This window comes from Nocardiopsis sp. CNR-923, from assembly GCF_001942255.1.
Taxonomy (GTDB): domain Bacteria; phylum Actinomycetota; class Actinomycetes; order Streptosporangiales; family Streptosporangiaceae; genus Nocardiopsis.
This window is the reverse complement of the sequence record NZ_MKKC01000101.1, coordinates 6233-30191: the sequence shown is the minus strand read 5'-3', so window position 1 is coordinate 30191 and position 23959 is coordinate 6233. Positions and strand designations below refer to the sequence as shown.

The window sequence follows — 23959 nt, the reverse complement described above, 5'->3', positions numbered from 1 at the left end:
GGGGGAGGACCAACAGGTCTACTCCGTGCTGCACATCGCGTACACCGAGGACGGCACGCCCGTAGAAGTCACGCAGCACGTGATGCCCACCTTCCAGTGGGTGCTGGAGTACGAGTGGGCAGCGGATTGACCGGGTTGATCGCATGACTTCACGGTGGCGAAGGCGCCCCTGAGCTGCGAGAGGCGTCTGGGGGGCACAGGAATGCCCCCCAGATGCCACCTAGACGGATCCGCGCAAGGTGGGGAGCGTGAAGGCATGAACGGGATGGCGCCGTGGGCGCGGAGGATCAAGAAAGAGCGCGAGCTTCGAGGCTGGACACAGCGCGACTGTGTCGAACGGCTGCGGGACGAGACCACGCGCGAGCTTCCACCGCTCCAGACCATGCTGGATCAGTGGAAGCGGTGGGAGGGCGGCCGTGTGCTGCCGTCTGCGGAGTACCAGCGCATGATCGCTAGCCTCTTCGGCTCAGTGTCGGGCGCCTTCTTCGCCGCTCCTCGCAGCCCGCAGGAAGTTCTGGAAGCCGCCGTTCCTGGGTCGGACACACCAGAGCTGCTCGCGCGACTGCGACGTTCCGCCGTGGACCAGGCGACCCTAGAGTCCCTACGGCTCACAGTGGACCGGCTCTGCTCGGACTACCCCGTGATCAGCGCACACCAGCTCCTGACCGAGGGCCGGGCCTGGCTGGCCCGGTTGGCGGACCTCCTGGAGTTGCGGGTCAGCCTGACACAGCACCGCGAGATCCTGTCCCTGGCAGGGATGCTCGCACTCCTGGTGGGCTGCCTGGAACAGGACATCGGTCGTAGCCCCGCAGCGGAAAGTACGCGGCAGTCCGCCCTGACCTTGGGCACGGAGGCCGGCAACACGAACGTCGTCGGCTGGGCACACGAGATGCGCTGCTGGTTTTCCTTGACCCGGGGTGACTACCGCACGGTCTTGACCTCTGCTGAGGCAGGCATCGAGGCGGCCGGGGACCAGTCGGTGAGCGTGCAGCTCTACGCCCAGCAGGCGAAGGCCTGGGCGCGCATCGGTGACCATCGACGAGTCGAGGTCGCCCTCGACCGCGGCCGGGAGCTGCTGGAGAAGCTGCCGCCCCCGATGGACCCATCACACCACTTCGTCGTTGACCCGTCCAAGTACGACTTCTACGCCATGGACGTGCTCAGAAGGTCCGGCAACGACAAGCTCGCTGACGGCCTGGCCGACGAAGTCCTGTCCACGTCCACCGACTGGTCGGGGCGCCTGGTGGCGCCCATGCGAGCTGCGGAAGCCTACGTGACCAAGGGCGTGGTCGCGGCACGCTCTGGAGACCTGGAAGGAGCCATCGGCTACGGCCGCCAGGCCTTGGAAGGCACCCGGCAGTCCGTCCCGTCGCTGGTAATGGTCGGCCAGGAGCTGGGACAGGTACTCACCGAGCGGTACAAGAACGAGCAAGAAGCACAGGACTACGTCGAAGAACTGCGGTCCCTCGCGGACCGCGCGGCGTAGACAAGTCGAAGGCCCGGACGGTTCACTCGTCCGGGCCTTTATCAGGCACCGCGTGTGACTGAAGCGACCTCTGAGCGTCACAAGCTCTAAGGTCAAAGGCATTACCAGGCTTACAAGAGAAAAAGGCGGGGTCCCGGTTGGCCCCGGGAATCCCCGCCTCCGCAGATGAGACTGGTCGATGCTGCGACCAGGACACTCCCACCCAAACGCTGTGTGCTCATCGTACCCAATGGGTTCGGTGATCACGCGGGAGCGTCCTGCCGTTGCGGTGTCGGCCTAGGAAGTGATCGACAACCGTGAACGACAACCGGCAGAGCTACGACGATGACGGCCAGGAGGAGTACGCCCTCCAGGCCGCCGTCGAAGGCAACGGCTACCACAAGTCCAAGGGCCTCCAGTGGCTGGATCTGTGCCCGCACCTGGGCACCAGCGAGAAGACCCTGCTGCGAGTCCTGCTCAGCCTGACCAAGCAGGAGAACCCCCGACGCAAGATCTCGCCCGAGCGCCTTCGCCACCTGGTCTACTCCGGCCCGGTGGCCCTGGGGGAAGAGCCCAAGTACACCTCGGTCTCGGGCCTGCGGCGCATGCTGCGAGCCTTGGCGGCCTTGGGCCAGATCACCACCCCGGAAGACCAGCCACTGACCTTCTCCTCCGGTAAGTCGGCACAGAGCCGCGCCGTCACCATGCAGATCTGGCGGTACCCCCGCCACGAGTGCGGCTCCCGCAACGCCTACGACGCCCTGGCCCGGATCGACAAGGACGAGAAGAATCCCCCCCGGTATCCGCTGGCGGGCCCGGACATGGTGCCGCGGTGGCAGCACCTGCCTGTGCCCGCCCCGACCGAGGGCACCCCCTCTGACCAGGCTGGTCAGATAAGTGACCAGGCTGGTCAGATAAGTGACCAGGCTGGTCAGATAAGTGACCAGGCTGGTCAGATAAGTGACCACGCTACGCAGCGTGACCTGCAAGAAGGCGAACCACCCTGTATTTCTCCCTCTACTGCTCCCTGTACTCCTCCCTCCCCCCCAGCCCCCCGCGTCGCCGGTGACGCTGCGGGCCCCGGGAACACCCCGTTGGGGAGGGAGGAGGATCACGCCCAGAAGCACGAGGAAGACCGGGGCGCGCCTTCGGCCGCCCCGAACGAGCACCCGGCCGACGACCACACGGACCTCCAGAAAGCCGCTGAGGGGCTCGTGGACGGCGCGGTGCGCCTGTGGCCGAGTAGCGCCATGTCTCCAGGCGCCCGAGACCGTCACAGGCTCGTGGGGCGCGTCATGGACGAACTGGCGGACGGCGGCGACCCGCAGGTGATCCACCACGAGTTGACCCGGGACCTGAACACCGCGGCGTCGGTGCTGCGGGTGGTCATGGGAGCCCGCACCCGCACGCCCGGGTGGGGCAAGCGGATCGACCCGCGGCCGGACCACTCCCAGTGGGAGATCCCGGACCCGACGCACCCGTGGTGCGGCCGGTGCGATGAGCGCACCCGGCTGATCGGCGTCTACGACCCGAACACGGGCGAGACCCTGCCCGGCCGGTGCCGTACGCCGGTGGTCGACCACCAGGGCGAAACCGTGGCGTGCAACCCACGCACCACTCCGTCCCTGCCCGACACCGGCTTCGACAACGAGGATCAGGAGGAGGAGAACCTGTCCCCGGATGAATTTGCCGCGATGATGGCGGCCTCCCTGGCCAACCCGAAGGCCTCCCGTGCCGAACTGCTCGCGGCCGCGCGGGCGAAGATGGCGGAGGGCTCGGAGAGGGCCAAGGCGGGCAAGCGTTGACCGCACGAGGTCCCCGGGGTGGCCGCGCCCGTGCGGCCACCCCGCCCCGGTGGTGGACACCCGTCCCGGGGTCGCAGCCGCCGGCGACTGCTCTCCGAACCGCTCAGGGTGCATCGACGCAGGCCAGCGAACGCAACGGAGTGCGTGTGGGGTCGCGCAGGGCTGTGCGCGTCTGGCGGCCGCGGGGCGCTCGCGCAACGCCTTGCGCGAGGGTCGGCGGTCGGGTGTTCCGCGCAACGGGGTGCGGCTACAGACGGTCACCGAAGCCCGGCGGTCATGTCCGTATATTGGAACGTGAACGTTTCAGAATATGAGACGGACCGCGCGGCATCGCTGCGAATCGGTCACCCCAACGCGCCGGATATGTCCGAATTCTGACCCACGGTGACTGAACCTATCGCTGTCAAGGTAACCCTGACGTTTGGGCGCCGACCAGCACCCCCAACTTTACAACGTAAAGGTAAAGGGTAGGCAAAGCCCGGTGACGCTCGGTCGCTGGTTCAGTCCTGCCACGCACACACCACCTTCTGGCCGTCGCTGGCCACGTGAGCGCCGGCGTGGCCGGTGTCCAGCACGCACACGGCCCCCAGGTGGGGAAGCGGCGGGTGGCCGAAGGAGCGGGCGGGGCAGTCCCCCGCCTCGGTCTCCACGTCCATGGGCCAGGGGTCGAACAACTGCGGGTCGGACACGGCGAACTCCGGTGCGGGCGCTCAGGCGCGGATCGGCGCGAGCAGGGACCGGAACATCTCCACGTTGGTCAGCGCGTTCTCCAGCGCCTCCTTGGCCGTGTCGATGGAGTTGGTCTGGGCCAGGAGGGTGTCGGTGTCGCCGGTGGCCATGGCGGTCCGGGAGGCGGAGACGACCCCGAGCAGCACCTGGATGGCCTCGGCCGCGTGCGCGGCCGCGAGCGGGACGGGCCCGGTGGCGGGGTCCTGGGCCATCTCCCGCAACGGGGTGGCGGCCCGCAACACCTGCCAGCGCAGGAACTCCACCAAGGCGACGGGGTCGTGGTCGGCACCGGCGGAGGCGACCTGGTCGGCGTAGGCCGCGTTGCGGGCGTCGGGGGTGATGTCGGCGGTCTCGGCCAGCAGCGCCTGGGCCTGGGCTGAGCCCAGCAGGCTGTTGACCATGCGCACCCGGTACGCCTCCTGCCCTCCGAGCCGCGCGGCCTCGGCGGCGTGCTCGTCGGTGGTGTTGTCGCCGCTGTAGAGCCCGAGCGCGGCCATCGCGGCAGCGACCTGCTCCACGGTCGCCGGCTGCGTCTCCTGGGGGTGCGCCATCGGTGCGCCTTCCTGTTCACGGGGTCGACGGCACCACGGTAGCCGCGCCGGTGCGGCCTGGTGGGCGCTTTGCGCCGAACCACCCGGGCCAGGCCGTCGTCAGGACTCTTCGTCGCGGGCGCGGCGAAGTTCGGCCAGGGCCTCGGTGAGCACCAGCTCGGCCTCGGCGGCCAGGACCCCGAGCCCGGCCGGGTCCGCGCCGCGCGATGCGCGGGCGCCGATGAGGGCCTGGGCGGCCGTCAACACCCGCGTGGTGGCACGCACCCGCGGCTCCGGGGAGTCCTCGCCGCCACTGGTCAGGCCGAAGTCGAACAACGTGCGCTGGGCTCGGTGAGCGAGGACTTCATCGGCCAGGCCCTCGCCGATCTGGTCGCGCCAGGCCTGGAGGAGGTCCGCCAACTCGCGCGGCGGGTCGTCTGCGGGGTGCACCCGCGCGGCGATCTCCAGTTCGGCCACGGCCAGTAGCGTGCCGAGCAGGTGGGGCACGTCGGCGTCGGTGAGCCCGTCCGGGCGCATCTCGGGGTCGACCAGCGTGATGGTGCCGAGCGCGGCCAGTGCGTTCAGGACCTGGTCGGCGGTGACAGGGGCGGGGCTCTCGATCGCCATAGGGGCCAGCATCCCCCGGCGACACCACGCCGAGAAGGCAGGAGGGTGCCGTGTCGCGTCCCCGGCATCGTTTGCGGCTGGTAGCACGTCCGTTAACGGCGCGGGCGGACTGGCTGTCAAGTGCCTTGACGGTCGTGTTCGGGGCCTCAGCCGCGGGGCTTGGTCCGGCCGGGGTTCTGGCGCGTGCCACGCACCGTTGCGCACATCCGGCATCGCGCCAGGTTCCCGGTCGGTCGGGGGGTCCCGGGGGGTGGGCCCCCCGGGTACCACCAGGCGCCGACCCCGGTCCGGTACGCCAGCGACGGAAGACGCGGACACAGACGGAAGGAAACCGGCTCTCTGGCCTGCCGTGATACGCCTCGCACACGTATCACGTGTAGCACTCGTGCGAGAGGTGCGATGCGTGCGAGAACGGCCCCTGGCGGCTGCGGGGCCGGTCAGCGTCCCATGCCGGGCCCGCGCGGACGCGGTGCCCGGGTCGGGGCCGGCGGCTTCGGTGTCGGCGTGGACGGCGCCGGGGTCCTGGGCGGGCGGGCCGCGGGCGCGGGAACCGGTGCGGGTGCGCCGACCTTGGCCGGGTAGGAGCGGCTCTTGCCGCGCCAGGAGGCGTGCCGGTGCGCGGCCACCCGGGCCTGGAGGTCCTCGCGCTGTTCGGGGGCCAGGGCGCGCACGTCGGCGCGGGTCAGGCCGCGTTCGATGGCCAGCGGCTCCACCTCGGCCAGGCGGCGGGCCTCCTCGGCCTGCTGGCGCTCACAGCGGTCGCGCTCGATCTGGGCCCGGCGGGCCAGTTCGACGCCCTGCCCCCGGGCGGTGCTGGCGGCGTCGGAGGCCGCGTGGAACTTCTCGCGGGCCTCCTTGGCCGCCGCCCGTGCCTGGTGGGGGGTGGTGCCCTCCATCAGCAGCCGCACCCGGCCAGCGGTGGCGCGGGCCTCGGCCAACCGCAGTTCCTCGCGCAGGGTCGGCAGGGCGGCCTCCCACTCGTTCGCGCGGCGGATCAGGGCGTCGGCCTTGGCGGCCAGGCGCTCGTGCTCGGGCACCTCCTGGTGGTCCTCGCGCACGTCCTGGTCGTGCTCGTGCTCGGGGTCCTCGTTGGCGTGCGCCGGTTCGGGGCGCATCTGCTCCAGCTCGTCGATGAGCAGCCGGTCGTCGTCTTCGGTCAGCGTGGCGGCGTAGGCGGACACCACGCGCTCCAGCGCCTCGGTGTCGGTGGTGGCCTGCCCGAGCCGGGTCCGGGTGGTGTAGGGCTCGATCTCGGCCCCGGGCAGGTACAGGTCCGTCCTGATCTTGGCGCGGCTCATGGCGGGGTAGAGGGCGTGGGCGTCGGCTCCCAGCCCGTAGACGTGGCAGCGGTCGGTGGTCACCCCTTGGGCTGAGGCGATCGTGGTCGCGTACCCCAGCGCCAGGTCGCCGCGCCGGATCTGTTTGGGGTCGATCCAGGCCTGGTCGGTGTCCGCACCGCGCCGCCAGGCCACCAGGACGCCCCGGCCGGGGTCCACGGCCGCGACCACGCCCCGGTAGCCGTTGAGCACGTCGGGCTCCTCGGAGTGGCGGGAGCGGTAGTCGTTGCGGCGCACGCGGACCTGTTCGCCCACGGCCAGGGCCAGGTCGCCGGAGCGGGTGGCGAAGACCAGCTCGGCCCCGGTGTGGCCGGCGGCGCGGGCGGCCTGGGCGGCGCGGCGGTTGAGCGCGTCCACGTCCGCCCGCGTGGAGGCGACCATGAACAGCTTCTCGACGGCGTCCAACGGGTTGGCGTAGCGGGCCCGATCACGCGTCCACGCGGCCGCCATCTGGGTGTGGGCGGCGTCGGCGTCCACCGGGGCGTGCACCATCCCGCGCTCGGCCCACAGGGCCAGGGCGGACTTGCGCGCCCCGGTCCTCCAGGCGGCGAGCGCGTCCTGGTCGACCTCGCTCTTCTGGCGGCGGTTCTCGTGCAGCTCCGCACCGGCCATCCGGTGGTGCAGCCGCGCGAACACGCTGCCCGCGCTGACTGGCCGGAGTTGGATCGGGTCGCCGATGCTCACGATCTTCGTGCCCCGCTTGGCGGCCTCTTCGACCAGGGCGGCCATGTCCCGGTCGCCCACCATCGCGCCTTCGTCGACGACCAGCACGTCCACCCCGCGCAGGCCTTCGCCGGTGGCGATGCGCTGGCGCCAGGACGCGATGGTCCGCGAGGTGATCCCCGCCTCCGCGCGCAGCCCGGCGGCCGCCACCGCGGCGACGGCCGCGCCCTCGACCCGCAGCCCGGCCGCCTCCCACGCGCACCGGGCCGCCGACATGATCGTCGTCTTCCCGGCCCCCGCGACCCCGAGGACCGTGTCCACCTGGTGGCCGCCCTCGATGAGCCGCACCACCGCACCGAGCTGCTCCCGGGAGAGGGAGAACCCCTTGACCTGCTGCCACACCTTCAACGCACGGGCAGCCTCGGCCCGGTCCACGACCGCCATCCCCGCGTTCTTCCCGGCCTCGGCGGTGTCCAGGATGGTCGCCTCAGCGGCGGGCAGGTCAGCGGCGGTGTACCGGGCCGCGTGGGACATGTGCACGGCGCCCTGGTCCGGGAGCCGCAGCGCCATCGGGTGGGCCAACATGTGGGCGGTGAGCGCCTCCAGCTCCTCCCCGTCCGCGATACCGCCCTCGCACGCGGCCGCCACGGCCGCCATCACCCGCGCCCGGCTCACGACCTTGCGGGTGGCGGTCACCCCGGTCTCGGGATCCCACACCGCGGCCGCCACCGCATCGGGGTCGGGCCCCAGGTCAGGGCGCGGCCCCCGCACGGCCGCGGGCCCCTCCGCACCGGGCTCACGTCCCTCCAACGCGGCCCGCCACAGCACCTCGGGCGAGAACTTCATCTTCCGCATCCGCTCGTGCCAGGACTCGCGCTCCTCCGTCCGGGTCGACGCGACCTTCTTCTCGGCCAGGCGGCGGGCCGCCGCCCGCGACGCGGCGCCCGGGGCGCCCTCGCCGGCCACCTCTTTGGCCTGGTTGCGACGCCGGGAGAAACCGTTCTTGACGACGTCGGGGATGCCGACCAGCTCCCACTGGCCGGTCTGGGGATCGCGGGCGTAGCGGAACCCGAACTCCTCGCTGAGCTTGCGGCGCTCGATCGCGCGCTGCATCTCCCCCAGGGTGGACACGTGCCGCATCAGGTCCCGGCCGCCAGCGGCGATCGTCCTCCACTTGCCGTCGACGGTGCTGCGGCCCATCACCGAGATCATCACGTGGGTGTGGGTGTGCGGGTCCCCCGGCTCGTTCTTCTTCATGGCGCGGGCGGTGCGGTGCTTGGTCGCGGTCGCGATGATCCCGGTAGCGTCGACCCGCTCGGCCTGCTGGCCGTCGCCGTGGTGGCCGACCATCACGTACCCCACCCACCGCTCCAGGTGCGCCACGGTCTCGGCGACGGCTTCGTCGTGGATCTGTTCCATCCGGCGGGCGGCGGCCTCGGGAGCGGCGGCCTGGGCGGCGTCGGTGCGCCGGTCGCGGGTGAAGACCACGTCGTAGGCGCGGATGCCGATGTCGACCCGGTCGTGCTTGTGGTCCTGGGCTCGGGCCAGCGGGGCCGGGTCGTAGACCGCTTCCAGGTCCACCCCGGCCGCCAACGCCACCCGCTCCAGGTCCGCCACGGGCGCCTTGTAGCCCTCGCCCTTGGAGGCCAGGCAGCGCAGCAGCCGGTTGTACCGCTCCCAGGCCCACGGGCTGCGCTCGGTGGTCGGCACCGGCCGTGCGGCGTCGGCCTCCCACGACAGCCGCCACAGCAGCTCTTCCACACTCACGCCGCGTTCGACGGCCGCCTTGTCCACGGCCTCGACCAGGGGGCGGGCGGGCAACAGCGCCTCGGGGGAGGTCGCGGTCTTGAACTTGACCAGGCGCTGGCCGGTGCGGGGGTCACGCCCGGCCACGACCTGGCGCATCTGTTCGACGTCGGCGGCCGTGGCCAGCACGGTGCCCGGGGTGCGGTCGAACTCAGCCCAGCCGCTGCCGAGCCGGACGATCGGGTCCTGGCCCTGGGAGAGCCCGAGCCGGTACTCGACCGCGACGTCGGCGGCCGCCACCCGGTCCTCCCCGCACGACCCGGCGAGGCGGTAGTCGGCCTGTTCGGCGGTGTGGATCGGCGTCACGTAGACCCCCACCGAACACCCCCGACCCGTGTCGTTTTCCGCCCGATACGGGCGTTTTGTATCGCGACAGCGATACCTGACGCACTCACGCTGTTGAGTAGCTTAACAGGTAGGATCATCGGATGTTTTAGGTAGGTAGTGGTTTTCGGTGTTGAGCGCAGCGGGGATGTCGGTGGAAACGCAGCCGACTTGTCAGCGGTCGGCGCATCATGGAGAGCATGGCTCTCGACCCTGATGTGATCTCCCGACGCCACCTTCGTCGCCTGGTGTCCGTCACCACCACGACCGGTCAGGGCTGGCGGGGCCGACTGCTCCTGAGCACCAGCTTCGGGTTGGGCATGGAGCTGCTCACCGCAGACGGGCGCATGACGTATGGGCACACGGTCCCCTTCTCTGAGGTCTGCGCTGTGCGTCGCATCCGTCGATCTGAGCTGCCCCGCGACTGACTTGTGAGGCCTCACCCCTTCCCTCAGGAGGCACGCCCGTGCTGACCATCGCGCAGTTGCACGCCGCCGACGGCCTGGAGAAGAAGACCCGCACCGAACTGGCCGAGACCGGCGGCACCTGGTGGGGCCCCGGCGCCGAACACCTCGGACTGTCCACCGGCAAGCCGGTGGACACCGAGACCTTCCTGGACCTGTACACCGGCTTCCGCGACCCGCGCGCCGCCCACCTACCCCTTGACCAGCGGCCTGCCCTGGGCACCCGCCCAGGCCGCTACCTCACCACCGCCGACCACCGCCGGCGCCTGCAGGCCGAGCACCCCGAACTCACCGACAAACAACTCGCCGCCCGCGCCCGCGAGATGACCCGCTCCCCACTGCTGTGCGTGGACCTGACCTTCGCCCTGCCCAAGTCCGTCTCGGTGCTGCACGCGGCCTTCCAGGCCGCCGCCGACCACGCCACCGGTCGCGGCGCCCTGGAGGAGGCCTTCACCTGGCACCGGCGGGCCGCCGCGGTGCGCGAGGCGGTTATGGCGGGCAACACCGCCATGCTCGACACCATCCACGACCTGGCCGGTACCGCCCGGGCGGGCGCCGCCGGCAAAGCGACCATGGAGGCCAACGGATGGGTGGTGGCCCGCTTCCCCCGCAGTTGGAACCGGGCCCGTGACCCGTTCCTGTATGTGCGCAACCTGGTCCTGAACCGGGTCGAACGATCCGACGGCAAGTGGCGCACCCTGGACTCGCGCAAGATCAACAACGCCCGCGCCTGGGGCGCGGCCGTGGGAGAACGTGTCGCCAGTGAGGCCTTGGTCGCCTCCCTGGGAGTGGACTTCGTCCCGCATTCGGGAGAGGCCGGGTTCGAGGTCGCCGCGATTCCGGCGCCGGTCCTGGAGCTGTTCAGCGTCCGCAACGAGCAGGTGCGCGAGGCCACCCCGGCGCAGATGCCGCTGCGTCGCGTCCGTGCGACCCGCTACCCCGCGATGCTCACCTCCCTGGCCGCCGACAAGGAGAACGCCCATCGTGTCCCCGGGGAACTCGTGCGCTGGTGGGATCAGCGCCTGGAGGAGGCGGGCCTGCCCGCCCTGGCCGATATCGCTTCCCTGACCCTGGGCTCTCCGGCTCCGCAGCCACTGCCGACGGGGGCGGTGCGTGCCGCTCAGTGCCGGGTCGCGGCCGAGCTGGGGCTCAAGGTGCCGACCAGTGCCCGGCAACGCGGGTGGATGGCGTTGCAGATCAACAACCGGCTGCCCGGGTCGTGGGTGGCCTGGACAGCGGGCGGGTGCGGGCACTGCTCGCTGAGGCTGTGGCGACCTACCAGCTGAGGCTGCGCTGTTCGGAGCTGAGGAGGAGCGGCGGCACGAGCGTGAGAGGGCGGGGTTGTTCGCAAGGGAAGATGTCGGCGGTCGGCAACCGTCGGCAAGGCGGTCTGACCTGCGAAGACCAGGCTGGTCACGGAGCGTGCGTCACGCCGCGTGTCCAGTGTGGGGGGCGGACCAAGTACGGCCGGAAGGGGTAATGCGCTTTCATCCGATGAAGGATTCCTTCGTCTGATGAAGTCCAGCGTCGCAAGGGCCGGTGCTGACCGCACTGGTAAGCGCATTTATCGGCGGTATAAACCGGTCGAAGTGACCACATACCACGCGGGCTGGGTAGGCCACTCCGAATCGTCGAATTGGTCTACCTTCTGACCTGCGCAAACGTAACGGCGGTGCGGTGAGGAGGCTTGTCGGCCGGTTTCGACAGAGATCCGGCAGGGTGCTCACCGAACGTGACCCGCCGGGCCGTCAGGTCGGTGGCCGTCATCGGTCCGGAGCGAAACGTTGTTTTTCCGCTGGATGGTCCTGGGAGCCCTACTGGGGCCAGATCGACGAAGCCGAGGCACGCCTGGCCTACGTGGCGGTGACCCGGGCCCACCACCAGCTCGACGTGGGCGGGCTGTCATGGATCAACGAACACCCCGACGGCGACCAGCCCCACTCACGACCCACCGATACACCGGTGTAACTGCATACCCGTGTGCCGGTGGTCCGGTGGGTGGGTACACCAGCACACCGGTTTCAGGGGATACTCGCCGCTATGAGCGATGAACCGAAGATCTACACCGTGGCCAGCTACAAGGGCGGCGTCGGCAAGACCACGCTCGCCAGCGAGTTGGCCTACGTGATGGGCGCGGTCCTGCTGGACCTGGACTGGGACCGCGGCAACGCCACCAGAGCCTGGGGGTACCGCACCGAGCAGCGGACGAACGCGCCGCTGTTGGACGCCATCGAGTCCGGCCGCACCCCCCGCCCCCTCAAAGGCGTGCGCAAGGCCGATCTGGTGCCCTGCCACGAGGACTTCGTGGAGACCCAGCCCGAGCCCGACACCATGGCGGCGCTGATCGAGCGGTGGGCCAAGGAGTGGGAGCGCGACGTGGTCGTGGACACCCACCCCGGCGGCAGCCCCTCCACCCTGGGGGCGATGGCGGCCGCGCACCGCATCATCGTGCCCGCCCCCTTCGGCGAGAAGGAGCACGAGGCGTTGGAGGGCATGGTCGAGCAACTGGCCGACTACCCGCTCATGGTCATCCCCTCCCGGGTACCGCCGGTGCCCCCGGCCCGCGACATCGACCGGCTCCGGCGCATCACCCAGGCCGCGAACGTGCCCGTCGGTCCGCCGGTCTCCCACTACGTGTGGATGCCGCGCCGCACGAGGCGCATGGCGGTCAGCGCCCCGCCCGTGTCCAAGCAGGGCCAGGCTTCGCCGAGGAGGTCGCGGCGGTGGCTGAGGCGGTGGCGCTGTGAGCAACGGACTGGACGACCTGAGCAACCGCCGCCGCCGGCGCACGGCCCCGCCGCCCAAGCATCCGCGCTCCGAACAACCCGAACTCCCCAAGGCCGCCCCGACGACATCCCCGGAGCCGGACCCTGCTGCCGAGCCCGCGCCAGCGCCGAAGGCGACGGCGTCCCGGCCCGCGCAGTCCACCGAGCCGGAGCGTCCCCAGCGCAGCGACGCCCGGCGTTCCAAGCGCACCCCGTCGGTCGAGGCCTACCTGGACCAGGAGCTGATGGACTGGCTGTGGCAGGTCGAGGCCGCGGCGGTGGCGCGTCGTGAGCGGTCCGTGGCCAGCCCGGCCATCCGGCTCGCGCTGCGGGAGCTGAAGGCGCGGATGAGCCCGGAACAGGTGGTCGAGGCCCTGCTGTCGCGGCAGCCGGACCGTACCGGCCGCAAGGGACGCCCTCAGCGCTGAGAACACCGGCATACGGATACACCGGTGTAACGGTGGACAGGTGCACCGGTGTCATTCTGCCTGTTCAGCGGGTAGGTGGAGGGCATGGGCAAGCACACCGAGACCGAGATGGACAAGGGCGCCGCCGCGCGGATCCAGTCTGCGGCGGCGCGGGACCCGGAGTCGGAGACGGCCACGTCCGGGTTCGATGTCCGAGCGCAGTCGGCGGCCGACCGGAACGAGAACGAAGACGACGAGGAGTAGGGCCGGACCCGCAGCCATCCGTTGCGGGCCAGCCCGACGTCCCGTTCAAGCGTTCTCACCGTTACACCGGTGTATTCGTACACCGGCGCTCCGGTGTAACCGCATGGCGCTGTTCCGGAGTATCGTGGGCGGCGGCCGTCGCGATGGCCCGCCTCCGAGCCCAGCTCCGCCCACGCCGGACAGGGTGCCGAAGGACAAGGTTCTCCGAACCTCGCCCCGAAGGACTTCGTTCTGCCCGTGGTCACCGCCCCGGCCGGACGCGTGGGGTCCCGTGCCGAGAGAGCGAGCCGACCGTGCCCACCGACCGCAAGAAGAAGGCCGCCGCCCGCGCCCTGGCCGCACGAACCGGCTGGTCCTACACCGCCGCGTTGCGCCGCCTGGACAGCCCCGACCGCCCCTTCGACATGATGACCGTCGGCGGTGGCCCCTGCCCGCCCGGGTGCAACGAGAACCGGCACCTGGGTCTGGCCTGCTGGACCTGGCGCCCCGAGGACGCCAAGGGCTCCTCCTGGCAGGTGCGCCAGTGGGCCGACCTGCCCTCCGGCCGAGCCGAACGGGTCACACAGCAGGCCCACGAGATGCGCCACGGTGACGATCCGCGCCGGTCGACCTACGACTCCCCTTGGCGTGACCGGTGGCTGCTGGCCCTGATCTACGCCATGCTCACCGACCAGCGTCCCGAACTGGTCCCGGATCCGGGCGCGCTGCGCACGGCCGTGGAGGCCGACGACCTGGCGGCCGTGGACGCGGTGATGGACCCACTCGACCGGGCCGCCGCGCACCTGACGACCAGGGACCCCGAGCAGTGGCGCGCCGACGTCCGCCCGCGGCTGGACGCCTACGCGGACTGGGTGGAGGCCGACGATGCGATCCCCTACACCTGGATCGAGAGCGAACGGGGCACCCGGCGGTGGAAGCTGGTCGAGAAGTGGCGCCAGGCATGGGAGACCTACGTGAACCTGGACGGCTACCGCCAGGTGCGCGGGGCGCCCTGGGCAGCGCCCAAACGCGACCTGGACACGGTTCTCACGGCGCGGCACGGAGGCCACGCGCCCGGCACCCAGGTGCGCCTGGACGACGGCAGCCCGGCCCGGGTCTACGCCGCCGAGTGGGAACAGGACGGCCCGCCTGGGGCCTACTGGGTCCGCGACCTGGTGCCGAACGAGTACCGCCCCGGCCAACTCAAGACCGCGATGGGGCCGGGGCGGTGTGTGGACGCGGCCGAGTGTCTCGCCGACCCGCCTGGAACCGGCGAGCACTGACATCCCTACCGGCATACAGGTACACCGGTGTAACGGTGGACTGGCGTACCGGTGTCATCAGTGCAGGTGGGACGGTTTCGACTACGGCACCCAGCCGCGCCAGATCCACGGCGTGGGTCGGCTGGGGCCGGGTCGGGTTCGTACACCGCTCGTGCCCCGGGGATCTCGGGCGGGGCCTTGGCGTCGTTGTCGACGATCAGGTACGCGCCGGGGTCCTCGCCGTGCGCCGCCGAGGCCGGCATCGGTTGGGTGCACCCGTCCATCGGCCCGCCAACGAGTTCGACGTCGACCCACTGTTGTTCGCTCATGGCATCGAGCGTGCCAGTGGGGGCTGACGCGGGGCGGGGCGAGGAGGATCGTCGAAGGAATTCTCGTCAGCGGCGACACACTGGTGATGTGTGGACGGCATGCCGTGCTTACGTCGCTGGGTTTCGATAACGCGGCTACTGACCTGCGAAATCTAGGTGGCCATGCATCCCGCGCGTGGTCACACCCTGGGACACCGTTGGCCAGGCGGGCGGCCGGGTGGCCACGCAGGGACAGCAGCGGGGCGTTCGTGTCCGGACATGAGTGGGCGATGTCCAACTGTTCGAGGTCGAACGGTTGGACACAAACGGACGGCTGTCCGCGGGGCGTCTCAGTGCCGGTTTGTGGCCTCCGGTATGCCTCGGTCGGCGCTGGGTGTCAGCGTTGTCCTGACGCTCGGGTGGGCCGCCCGGTCGACCGGCGGGACGCGCGGGCGTGCGCGGACTGCTTCGTGATCCCCATCGCGGCGCCGATGCGCGCCCAGGAGGCGCCGGCGGCGTGCGCGCCAGCCAGGACCCGGTCCTCCAGGCGCTCCTGCTCGGCGCGCATCTGCCCCAGCAGAGCGACCACCGCCAGGTGTCCGTCAGCGTCCAGGCGCTCGTCGTCCAGGGCCGCGGCGACCAGGGCGGTGGGCGGGGCTGTGGTCAGGCGGGCGCTCCAGTCCAGGAAGGACCGGCCAGGCTCGGCGTAGCGGGAGGTGAGGTACTCGGCCGGGCTCATCGCCAGCGGGTCCTGCCCGCCGGAGGTGGCGTCAGTGCTGGACTGACGCAGTAGACGGGCCAGGCCGCGGTCGATCACCGCGACGACGATGTCGGCCGCCTCTACACGCTCGGGCAGGTCCGCCAGCAAGGCGTCGGCCAGCGCCCCGGTCCGCCCGCCGGCGGCCTGGGGGTCGGCGATCTGGTCCAGGTGCTCGCGCAGCGTGTCCTCCAAGGCCCATCGGTCGTAGCGGCCGATGCCCTCCAGTCGCCCCGCCAGGGACAGCGCCACTGCGCAGACGGCCAGGGCGCGGCGGCCGTGGTGGCGCCGAAGGTGCGCCCGCCCGTCGGCCGGGAGGCGCTCGCGCACCGAGGCGGTGGTGGGGCCGTCGATCCAGGACAGGGTCCAGTCTCGCTCGGCGGCGTCGTAGGTGGCCTGGGCGTGGCAGCCGGGGTGCTCGGCGGCCAGGGCGGCCGCGAGGCGGCGGAGGGTCTGCGATCGACTCATGCTGTCAGTCTAAGGCTGACAGCATGCCTTTGTCAGCCTTGGACTGACGCTTCTTGGTGCGGTTCCTGACCGCTGATAAGTGGACCTTCCCGGTTGTCAGCGACTCATGCGAGACACTACGTCTCGCCAGGCGAGCATGAAGAAGCCCCCGCAACGATCCGTTGCGAGGGCGAAGTTGGGGTCAGGCGCTAGAGCTCTGCTGCTGATGGGCGTAGTTGATCATCTCGAAGACCTGCGCCGCGAAGTTGGGCACCGCCCTGGAGCTCTCGGAGTCCGCAGCTTCCTGCTTACGCAGCTTGCGCCAGGCCGTGGCCCAACGCCGCACGTCATCGTGGCTGCCCCCGCACCCCTCGATGAAGGCCTCCACAATGTGGAGCTTGGGCAGTCGGTCACCGTTGAGCGCGGTGTTGAGAGTCGAGTATGCAACCTTCTGCCCGCAGGCGTGGCTCATCTTCCGAAAGGAGGGTTCGCCGGCCCAGATGTGGTACTCGCGCAGTGCCTTCAGGAACTCCTCGGTGGAAGATGCCTGAAGCGGATCGGGACGCTCATCGTGCCCGTCGAGATCCTCGGTGGCCTGTCGGCGGGCGGCCTCCCGATCGTGGCACCCCTGGGGAAACGAGACTGCCCTCTCGCCCGAGTGGCCTCCGTCGAGTGCGAGTAGTGCACTTCGATAGCGCCCTTGCCCTGCGGGTACGAGGCAATGGCGTCCTTCCTGCGCAACTCGGTGATCTCTCCGTTCCGGAGGATCACCTGCGCAACCTCGCGCTCAGGTACGGACCTATACCGGCCAGCAGACTCACCGAACAAGGTGTCCCGCTGGCCCGTACGGACGTAGGGGCGCTTCTTCTGATCACGCCACACCTGGACATAGGTTCCCCGGTGGCCCGGCGTCGCCTCGTAGAGGCAGCCTCCTCCATCTCGTCGGGGACCAGCACGTCAATGCACCCGAAGAACTCGTCGGAGGCCCCCATCACAGGACCGCCCGGGCCTGGGACAGGCGGGTCGAGAGGTCAGCCGCGACGATCACGGTGACGGCGACCAGCCCCAGCGCGCCCAGCAGGCCGTGTCCAGACACGGCGAGCCAACAGACGACGATGAGGATGAGGACGAAAAAGAAGGGACGCCAGGTCAGCGAGCGCCCACCAAAGGAAAAGCTGAACATAGGTTGTTCCTGCCTGTCGAAATTGTTGCCCTTGACGGAGACCGTCGTCGAGTCGCCCACGGGTGGTCAGCCCGCGAGATGGGCGATTCGATTGCCCCAAGTTACCGCAATTCCCGGGGTGTCACACAGAATCACAGGCGACCCGTGACCTACGCCACATCGACGCTCACATCGCCCTAGCCACAGTGGCTGAGCTGCTGTGACTCCCCGACCTTGGATATGGCTGTCTTTCGATGAGCAAGAATATTCAGCACCGACAGAAGGTGTTAGGAGCTGTTAGAAAACGTTCATAGATGTTCTGATGTGTTTTCGCAGAATGATCACCTGTAAATCCTAGTTACGATGTTCAACGTGTCCTGAATCGGTTGTAATCCAAATCACCGTACGACCCGCGCACGGATCTGATTACGGAACAACCAGCCCAGGAGCCCGAAGAGCTGCCTGTCGTTGCCCTTGACGGAGCTTTGGGACCAGGGAGCCAGCCCTGTGGTGGGGTTGGCTGCGCCGCTCACGCGGCCTCTGGTGACGCTAGCGGGGGAGCGCCGGATCCGGCGCTCCCCCGTGTATGCCCGGCACGAGGCACCCGGCCTCGCCGCCTGGCCATGGACACAAGAAGGCCCCCGCAACGGATGGTTGCGGAGGTGAATCGGTGCCACGTCTCGCACGCGTATCACTCGTGTGAGACGTGCGATGCCTGGCTTTCAGGAGGGCGGGCCGGGACGATCGGCCAGGAGCCGTCGATGACCGCGTCGGGGTCCTTGGTGCGCCGCAGGTAGTCCTGGAAGCTCGCGGCCTGCTCGGCCTTCCACGCCGCCTGCGCGGTGTGCAACGCGTCCAGGTCCATCCCACCCAGGTCCTCATGCCGTCGGGCCAGAGCCCAGGCAGCCGGGCCGCGGCGAGCGCGTCGGCGGCGGCCCCGTGCGCCTCCTCCTGGGCCAACGGGACGCCGTACATCCGGCACAGGTCGACCAGCTTGCGGCTCCCCCGCCGGAACCGGTCGGCCTGCTTGTCCAACACCAGCGGGTCGATGACCCGCAGGTGCCCGTCGAAGGCCACCGAGCACCCGTGACGGACCAGCTCGGCCGAGAGCAGCGTCAGGTCGTAGGGGGCGTTGAACACCACCAGCGGCAACCCGTCCAGGACGGCCCGCTGGACGGCGGCGCCGATCTCGGCGACCACCTCGGCGGCGGGGCGTCCCTCCGTTTGGGCCCGGGCGGTGGTGATGCCGTGGATGTCGACGGCGGCCTGGGGGATCTCGATGCCGGGGTCGGCCAACCAGGTGGTGACGTCCTTGGTGCGGGTGGTGGGGTCGATCCGCCACAGGGCGGCCGACACGATCCGGTCGGTGGCGGTGTCCACGCCGGTGGACTCGATGTCGAACGCGGCCAGGGGCCGGGTGTGCCACATGTTCGTGCCTTTCACGGGGTCGCCGTGGCTCCCAGCATGGCGCTGGGGGCCACCGGCCGGGGGGTGAAACGGTTCGGAAGGGGGGTGCTGTCGGTCAGGGGTGGATCTGCTCGGCCAGGGCGAGCAGACGCCGCACCTGGGGCTCCTCGGGGGCCAGCGCGGCCGCGGCGCTCACCGACCTGCGCAGGCTCTCGGCGATCTCGGTCAGGACCCGCTGCGAGGGCAGCATCCGGCGGGCCAGACCTTGAAGGTGCTCGGGGTTCTCCCAGTCGGTGCGGGCCCGCTTGGTCAGGGTGAGCGCCTGGTCCCGCAGGCGGTCCAGGAGGTCCTCCTCCTGGTCGATGGCGGTTGTGTTGATTGTGCCGAGCTGGTTGATCTGGCGTTGCCGGTCGTTCTCGGACAGGTCGGGGTCGGCCAGCAGCCGGGCGTGGGCGCGGGCCAAGGCGGCCTGGCGGCCCAGGGGCTTGAGCTGGCGCTCCAGCTCGTTGATGAGGTCGATGGTGCGCCGCCCGGTCGCCTCCAGGGCCAGGGTGGGGTCGGTGCGCAGCGTGTCGGCCGCCCGGGTCAGCGCCTGGCGCACGGTGTCGTCGGCGCATCCGGTCAGGGCGCGCTGGAGGGCCTCGTGGGCGTGGCGTACCTCGCGGTGGCTGCGTACCGTCTCGGCCGCCGAAGTCGTGGTCATGGTGGTGCGTCTCCTTGTCTCGGGAAGGCCCGTCTCCGTCCGGGGACAGGGCGCTGGTTCGCCGGGGAACCAGTTCGGTCCGCCCCCCGGACCACGGTGGTCCAAGGGTGGTCCGGGGGGGTGGACACACGCGGCCCCCACCCGATCCCGGGATGGGGGCCGTGACCTGCGCAGATACGAGATTGCAATGGCTTGCATTTTTCGGCGGGGCTGTGATTCTCCGCAATGTCCTGCACTGCTGCGGCGCATCGCCACGTCACCGCACACCTTTGCAGTGTCCGGTGCAGGACCCTGCACCCCGTCACGCAGCGGATCTGGGTGGTCAGAGGCGCTCGCGGCGGCACTTGGCCACCGCCGCCCAGGACCAGCGCGGCGGGTCGGGCACCCGCTCCACACGCGTGACCGCGCTCAACCGGGGTGGTCGGGGTGGACACGGTGTTCTCCTTCGCGTTGTGCAGTGGTGCAGTGCACCAACCCCCACCCGGGCCTGTGTGGCCCTGGACGGGGGCTCGTCAAGGTCAGGGCGGTGCACACACCGAAAGTGCACCGCCGTTGTGCAACCGGTGTCAGGCCGCGCGGGGCGGGGCCAGGCCGAGCTCGCCCCGGTCGGCTTCCACGACCAGGCCGCGCTCGATGAGGACGTCGCGGGCGTTGTAGACCGCGCGGCGGGAGCGGCCGATGACGTCGGGGATGTCGCTGGTACGGGTGACGCCGTCACGCACGGCCTCGAACACGGCCGTCTGCACCGGGGTGAGCCCGGAGGTGTCGATGAGGTCCTCGTCGTCGTCGGCTTCCACGGCGACCAGGTCGGCCAGCGAGGGCACCACCTGGAGCACGGGGACGTCGAACGCGGCCCCCGCCGACGGCGTCGCTGGGGTGGCGGCGGGGCCGTCGCCGAACAGGAACTCGTCGATGTCGACCTCGCCGCGCTTGAACGCCGCGATCCCGGCCGCGACCGCGTCGGCCTTGGCCTCGGCGGTGATCTCATGCCGCCTGCGGTAGGCGCCTGTCTGGTACAGGTCGATGACGGTCGCGGAGTCCTCCTCCAGCGGGCGGACGGGGTAGCGGGCCAGATCAGTGCCAAAGTCCTCCTGGTAGGCCGCCCGGAACGTCGCCGCGCGGGAGTGCTTGGCGCCGGAGGCGTCGGTGGTCTCCAACGAGTAGGCGTAGCCGCCGTCGTCGGGCAGCTTGGACGGGTCGGCCGAGAAGTTCGGCAAGATCCCCGCCGAGATCCTGTTCGTGGAGAACATGACCACCCCGTTGCCGCGCAACAGCGAGGACCGCAGCGGGCCGGAGTTACCGAAGGCGTTCAGCGTGGTGTCCTGGGACGCGCAGATCAGCGCGACCCCGACCTTGCGGCCGGTACGCCCGATCAGCTCGGCCAGGGCCGCGTTGGTCATGCCGCCGAACCCGGGGTCCTTCTTGTTGCGCACGTAGTCGGTGAGCACCAGGTGCGACTCGTCGATGATCAGCACCAGCCCCGGCCGGGTCGAGCTGGGGGTGAACCCCTTGGCTTGGGCGGCCTTGTTGTGCATCTGGCGCATCTTCATCACCGCGCACGCCGCCTCCAACCCCTGGCGGGCCTTGGCGGCGGACTCGGAGCAGTCCCAGTCGGCGTTGGCGGCCACCAGCGGGGAGGACGCGCCCTCCTGGCCGTCCAGGTACCAGTACGCGGTGGTGCCCGAGGCGAGCAGACCGAGCGCGATGAGGTTGAGCAGCTCGGACTTGCCCGACCCGGTGTCACCGAAGACATAGCCCCCGTACAGCGAGTTGGGGCGGTAGACCTTCCAGGTCTTGACCCCAACCCCGTCGGCGTAGGCCCCAGCGTGATGTCACCGGTCTTGGCGTCCCACAGCGGCCGCTGGGCCACCACCGGACCGGCCGCGTCGTGGGTGACCGGGACACCGTCCTCGACCGGCGAGCCCACGGTCACCCGCAGCACCGCCCGAGTGGGCCGCCCCGAGGCGTGGCGCTCCAGGCTGATCATCGGCACATCCACGTCGATCGCCGTGGAGATCGCGGTGACCTTGGACCGGAGTTCGGCCAGGCCGCCCCCACCCGGGCGCAGGATGACAGTCCACTGGTGGCCGTGCGTGGTGCGCTCGTAGTCGGCCAGCGAGGTGCCCGCCAGAGGCTTGCCCTCGGCGGCCAGGTTCTCCACCCAGGCCGCGGCGATGTGGTCGGCGTCCTCGGCCTCGACCACCGCCGCCTCCAGGGCGAGCACCTGCTCGGCCGGGTAGCCGATCCGGTGCAGGCGCCACCAGTGCGCCGACAGCGCCACGAACGCCGCCAACCCGGAGGTGGCCAGGGCGTGGGGGGCGTCGAACCCGACCAGCAGCGAGGCGGTCAACCACGTCCATGCGGCCGATCCGACCAGGACCATGCGCAGCGGGTGGGCGCGCAACCAGTCCCCGGCCTCGGCCCACCAGCCCTTGCGGCGCGAGCGCACCAGCGCCAGCACCCCGGCCACGAGCGCGCCGGTCCCGGCCGCGCACGCCCACGGCCCCACCGCCAACTCGGCGGCCTGCTGGATGAGCGCGGTGGCCACCACGGCCGAAGCCACCACCCAGGGCTGGTACTGCAGGCGCAACCGGGCGCGCAGCGCGTCGGCCTCCACGGCGCGCAACCGCGCCGCGAACCCGGTCCCGTTCTTGGCGGCGCACTCCTCGGCCGGGGCGGCCGCCTCCAGGGCCTGGGCCAGAGTGCGCTCGAAGTCGGCGCGCAGCACCTTCTCCAGGTCGGTGTCGACGGCCTTCTTACGGGTCTTCTTCGTGGCGGTCTGGGCCATCGGGTTCTCCTCCTCCAAGGCGCTCTCGCCGGGCTCAGGACACCCACGACCCGTGGTCGTAGGGGTGTCCTCAACCCCCGAGATCAGTAACAGGGCGTGACAGTGCGGGGTGTTGTGCAGTCGTGCACTCCGGACCGGACCGACCCCCCTCTGAGGGGCCGAACAGGGCCGAAAATCGGCGCATAACGAACAAAGCACGAGGGTTGTGCACCGCCTGCGGGGGTGTTGTGCAGTCGGTTTGTGCACCGACTGCACAACACACAGCGTGACAATTCCGGGGGTCCGGGCGGCCCCACGGTGGGGCCGCCAGGAGGGTGGATCTACCGGCCGGCGTTGGTGGCGACGTAGGACTTGTCGCCGGCGTCGGGGTTGGCGTCGTACTGCTCCTGCACGCCCTTCATCCGCTCCAGGTCTCCCTTCAGGGCCTCGGCGATGGTCTTGACCGCGTCCATCGCCTCCATCAGCTGCTGGGTGCGGCCGACCACGGCCTCACCGACCTTGCCGTTGGTCATCGCGGCGACGACGGTCTCGGTGGTGGCGACGTTGGCCTGGGACGTGGTGACCACGCCTGGGCGAAGGCCAGGGCGCCGTCCAGGCCGATGGCCTCGGTGGTGGTGTTGCTCATCTGCGTGTCCTCCTCGGTGGTGGTGCCGCCGGTAGCGGCGTTCTTCAGGTCCGGCGCGGGGGCCGGTTCGGTGGTGGTGTCGGGGCCGGCGGCCGGGGCGGCGTCCAGCTCGGGGTGGACGATCTCGGCGTCGACGATGTCCTCGTCGTCGGCGCGGTGTGCGGGTCCGGGTCGGGTTCGGGGGTGACGGTGGTCGTGGGCCGGTCCGCGTCGCGTTCGGCCCGCTCGGCCCGCTCCTGGGCGCGGCGCGCGAACTCGGCCGCCGCGCGGGCCGTCTCCTCGGCGCGCCGGGCGCGGTCCTCGGCCTGGCGCACCCGCTCGGCCGCCGACCGTTCCCGTCCGGTGGCGTAGGGGCCGGGCCGGGGTGGGTGTACCAGGTGGTGCCGTCCGGGGAGCGGTGGAAGAACCCTCCTGGTCGGGGTCGGCGGTCGTGGTGTCGGCATCGGCGTCGTCGCTGGTGGGCGTGCCTGCGTGGCGGCGGGCGTCCTGGGCCTGGCGGCGCGCTTGGCGGCCTCGGCCTTGGCACGCGCCGCTTCGGCCGCTGCCCGGGCCGCCTCTTCGGCGGCGCGGGCGGTGGCCTGGCGGTAGCGCTCGCGGCGGCGCTGCTCCCAGCGCTGACCGGCGTGCTCCTCCCACTCGGCCCACACTCGGCGGCGGATCTCCTCGCGCTCACGCGCGCGGGCGGCCCGGTCGGGGTAGCGGTCGGCGCGCCGCTTGGCGGCCTCGATCCACTGCTCCTCCCACACATCGGCCAGGTAGGCGCGCATCGGGCGGGACCGCCGGTCGCCCTTCCGGGCGGCGGCGGACTCCCGAGCGCGGATCCGCGCCATACGGCGCTGGTGTGCGGGCGGGGCGGTGCCCTTCCAGGCGTGCACCACCGACTCGGTGCCCTTGCCCAGCACGTAGGTGAACACCGCCCAGGCCACGAACAGCTCGAACAAGGCGGGTCACCGCCCCACCGAGGACAGCGCCGTCTCCACGCTGGTGCCCACGTCGCCGACCAGGTCCAACGGGACCAGGAACGGTCCGGCGGCCAGCAGGAACAGGGTGGGTGCCAAGAAGCCGATGATGACGTTGTGCTTCTTGATCCCCTTCTCCTTGAAGTCGAAGAACAAGAACACGCTGGCCACGGAGGCCAGGACCAGGTTGACGGCCACCCACGCGGCGACCTGGTCGAGCTGGGCCAGCAGCGGACCGCCCCACTCGGCGATGGGGTAGGCCACGCTGAACCCGGCGATGACCGCGCAGGCCAGCAGGAACCGGTTGAACTTCTTCTTGATCCACATGCCGATCGTGATGCCGAGCGCGATCGCGCCCAGGACGCTGAACGTCGCC

22 protein-coding genes and 1 pseudogene are annotated in these 23959 nt (G+C 70.9%); 8 read left to right on the top strand and 15 right to left on the bottom strand.

The features are described 5' to 3' along the window. The first annotated feature begins 256 nt into the window (after positions 1-256). Positions 257-1486, top strand: coding sequence for a hypothetical protein (locus tag BJF83_RS18155; protein WP_075927245.1), 1230 nt, complete (start codon positions 257-259; stop codon positions 1484-1486). 296 nt (positions 1487-1782) lie between these two features. Then, positions 1783-3270, top strand: a complete 1488-nt coding sequence (locus BJF83_RS18150) for a hypothetical protein (protein ID WP_075927244.1) — start codon at positions 1783-1785, stop codon at positions 3268-3270. 500 nt (positions 3271-3770) lie between these two features. Here BJF83_RS18150 and BJF83_RS18145 read toward each other — a convergent pair whose 3' ends face one another. The 4 genes from BJF83_RS18145 to mobF (BJF83_RS18130) form a co-directional block, all read right to left on the bottom strand. Beyond that, on the bottom strand, positions 3771-3959 hold the full coding sequence (locus tag BJF83_RS18145; protein ID WP_075927243.1) for a hypothetical protein: 189 nt from the start codon (positions 3957-3959) through the stop codon (positions 3771-3773). Positions 3960-3980: 21 nt separating this feature from the next. Then, positions 3981-4550 carry a DUF6245 family protein gene (locus tag BJF83_RS18140; protein WP_075927242.1) on the bottom strand — a complete coding sequence of 190 codons (570 nt, stop codon included), beginning with the start codon at positions 4548-4550 and terminating at the stop codon, positions 3981-3983. A gap of 99 nt (positions 4551-4649) precedes the next feature. Continuing rightward, complete coding sequence (locus tag BJF83_RS27600) at positions 4650-5156, bottom strand: hypothetical protein (RefSeq protein ID WP_075927241.1); 507 nt, start codon at positions 5154-5156, stop codon at positions 4650-4652. Between the two features lie 437 nt (positions 5157-5593). Next, positions 5594-9268: a MobF family relaxase gene (mobF, locus tag BJF83_RS18130; RefSeq protein ID WP_158070400.1), complete on the bottom strand. Its 3675-nt coding sequence runs from the start codon at positions 9266-9268 to the stop codon at positions 5594-5596. Between the two features lie 218 nt (positions 9269-9486). On the opposite strand from mobF (BJF83_RS18130), the gene BJF83_RS18125 reads away from it, so the two are divergent. The 6 genes from BJF83_RS18125 (at position 9487) to BJF83_RS18100 (ending at position 14448) form a co-directional block, all read left to right on the top strand. Beyond that, a complete protein-coding gene (locus BJF83_RS18125; RefSeq protein WP_143831955.1) occupies positions 9487-9714 on the top strand; it encodes a hypothetical protein in 228 nt (75 codons plus the stop codon). Between the two features lie 38 nt (positions 9715-9752). Then, positions 9753-11036 (top strand): MobF family relaxase, encoded by a 1284-nt coding sequence (gene mobF / locus BJF83_RS18120; RefSeq protein WP_075927238.1) that lies wholly within the window; start codon positions 9753-9755, stop codon positions 11034-11036. 754 nt (positions 11037-11790) lie between these two features. After that, the gene (locus BJF83_RS18110; protein ID WP_075927236.1) at positions 11791-12807 is read left to right on the top strand and encodes a ParA family protein; all 1017 of its coding nucleotides are present in this window, start codon (positions 11791-11793) and stop codon (positions 12805-12807) included. Then, on the top strand, positions 12761-12943 hold the full coding sequence (locus tag BJF83_RS18105; protein ID WP_075927235.1) for a hypothetical protein: 183 nt from the start codon (positions 12761-12763) through the stop codon (positions 12941-12943). Before BJF83_RS18110 ends, BJF83_RS18105 begins: the two co-directional genes overlap by 47 nt. Before the next feature lie 84 nt (positions 12944-13027). Continuing rightward, on the top strand, positions 13028-13186 hold the full coding sequence (locus BJF83_RS27970; RefSeq protein WP_187347178.1) for a hypothetical protein: 159 nt from the start codon (positions 13028-13030) through the stop codon (positions 13184-13186). Between the two features lie 293 nt (positions 13187-13479). Continuing rightward, on the top strand, positions 13480-14448 hold the full coding sequence (locus BJF83_RS18100) for a hypothetical protein (protein ID WP_075927234.1): 969 nt from the start codon (positions 13480-13482) through the stop codon (positions 14446-14448). Between the two features lie 684 nt (positions 14449-15132). On the opposite strand, the gene BJF83_RS18095 is transcribed toward BJF83_RS18100, so the two are convergent. The 11 genes and pseudogenes from BJF83_RS18095 to BJF83_RS18045 form a co-directional block, all read right to left on the bottom strand. Next, on the bottom strand, positions 15133-15960 hold the full coding sequence (locus BJF83_RS18095; RefSeq protein WP_075927233.1) for a hypothetical protein: 828 nt from the start codon (positions 15958-15960) through the stop codon (positions 15133-15135). 181 nt (positions 15961-16141) lie between these two features. Next, positions 16142-16411 (bottom strand): hypothetical protein, encoded by a 270-nt coding sequence (locus tag BJF83_RS18090; protein ID WP_075927232.1) that lies wholly within the window; start codon positions 16409-16411, stop codon positions 16142-16144. A 519-nt stretch (positions 16412-16930) separates the two neighbouring features. Further along, the gene (locus BJF83_RS18080) at positions 16931-17182 is read right to left on the bottom strand and encodes a hypothetical protein (RefSeq protein ID WP_075927230.1); all 252 of its coding nucleotides are present in this window, start codon (positions 17180-17182) and stop codon (positions 16931-16933) included. 317 nt (positions 17183-17499) lie between these two features. Next, positions 17500-17634 carry a hypothetical protein gene (locus BJF83_RS29540; RefSeq protein WP_262391660.1) on the bottom strand — a complete coding sequence of 45 codons (135 nt, stop codon included), beginning with the start codon at positions 17632-17634 and terminating at the stop codon, positions 17500-17502. 158 nt (positions 17635-17792) lie between these two features. Next, a pseudogene (locus BJF83_RS18075) lies at positions 17793-18529 on the bottom strand (exonuclease domain-containing protein). A 94-nt stretch (positions 18530-18623) separates the two neighbouring features. Next, positions 18624-19211 carry a hypothetical protein gene (locus BJF83_RS18070; protein WP_075927229.1) on the bottom strand — a complete coding sequence of 196 codons (588 nt, stop codon included), beginning with the start codon at positions 19209-19211 and terminating at the stop codon, positions 18624-18626. Positions 19212-19777: 566 nt separating this feature from the next. After that, positions 19778-20839 carry a hypothetical protein gene (locus BJF83_RS18065; protein ID WP_075927228.1) on the bottom strand — a complete coding sequence of 354 codons (1062 nt, stop codon included), beginning with the start codon at positions 20837-20839 and terminating at the stop codon, positions 19778-19780. Next, positions 20761-21999, bottom strand: a complete 1239-nt coding sequence (locus tag BJF83_RS18060) for a hypothetical protein (RefSeq protein ID WP_075927227.1) — start codon at positions 21997-21999, stop codon at positions 20761-20763. Before BJF83_RS18060 ends, BJF83_RS18065 begins: the two co-directional genes overlap by 79 nt. 320 nt (positions 22000-22319) lie before the next feature. Beyond that, positions 22320-22565 carry a hypothetical protein gene (locus BJF83_RS26925; protein ID WP_075927226.1) on the bottom strand — a complete coding sequence of 82 codons (246 nt, stop codon included), beginning with the start codon at positions 22563-22565 and terminating at the stop codon, positions 22320-22322. A 103-nt stretch (positions 22566-22668) separates the two neighbouring features. Further along, positions 22669-23565: a hypothetical protein gene (locus tag BJF83_RS18050; protein ID WP_075927225.1), complete on the bottom strand. Its 897-nt coding sequence runs from the start codon at positions 23563-23565 to the stop codon at positions 22669-22671. A 6-nt stretch (positions 23566-23571) separates the two neighbouring features. Further along, the coding region (locus BJF83_RS18045; RefSeq protein WP_158070399.1) for a hypothetical protein at positions 23572-23959 on the bottom strand (388 nt) is incomplete at its 5' end.

What these genes read in the sequence shown, in the direction of transcription:
- BJF83_RS18140 (WP_075927242.1), bottom strand. Translation starts at nt 4,550, where the DNA reads ATGGCGCACCCCCAGGAGACGCAGCCGGCGACCGTGGAGCAGGTCGCT.
- BJF83_RS18095 (WP_075927233.1), bottom strand. Translation starts at nt 15,960, where the DNA reads ATGAGTCGATCGCAGACCCTCCGCCGCCTCGCGGCCGCCCTGGCCGCC.
- BJF83_RS18070 (WP_075927229.1), bottom strand. Translation starts at nt 19,211, where the DNA reads ATGACCACGACTTCGGCGGCCGAGACGGTACGCAGCCACCGCGAGGTA.
- BJF83_RS18110 (WP_075927236.1), top strand. Translation starts at nt 11,791, where the DNA reads ATGAGCGATGAACCGAAGATCTACACCGTGGCCAGCTACAAGGGCGGC.
- BJF83_RS18125 (WP_143831955.1), top strand. Translation starts at nt 9,487, where the DNA reads ATGGCTCTCGACCCTGATGTGATCTCCCGACGCCACCTTCGTCGCCTG.
- BJF83_RS18060 (WP_075927227.1), bottom strand. Translation starts at nt 21,999, where the DNA reads ATGGCCCAGACCGCCACGAAGAAGACCCGTAAGAAGGCCGTCGACACC.
- BJF83_RS18090 (WP_075927232.1), bottom strand. Translation starts at nt 16,411, where the DNA reads ATGAGCCACGCCTGCGGGCAGAAGGTTGCATACTCGACTCTCAACACC.
- BJF83_RS18155 (WP_075927245.1), top strand. Translation starts at nt 257, where the DNA reads ATGAACGGGATGGCGCCGTGGGCGCGGAGGATCAAGAAAGAGCGCGAG.
- BJF83_RS27970 (WP_187347178.1), top strand. Translation starts at nt 13,028, where the DNA reads ATGGGCAAGCACACCGAGACCGAGATGGACAAGGGCGCCGCCGCGCGG.
- BJF83_RS27600 (WP_075927241.1), bottom strand. Translation starts at nt 5,156, where the DNA reads ATGGCGATCGAGAGCCCCGCCCCTGTCACCGCCGACCAGGTCCTGAAC.
- BJF83_RS18105 (WP_075927235.1), top strand. Translation starts at nt 12,761, where the DNA reads ATGGACTGGCTGTGGCAGGTCGAGGCCGCGGCGGTGGCGCGTCGTGAG.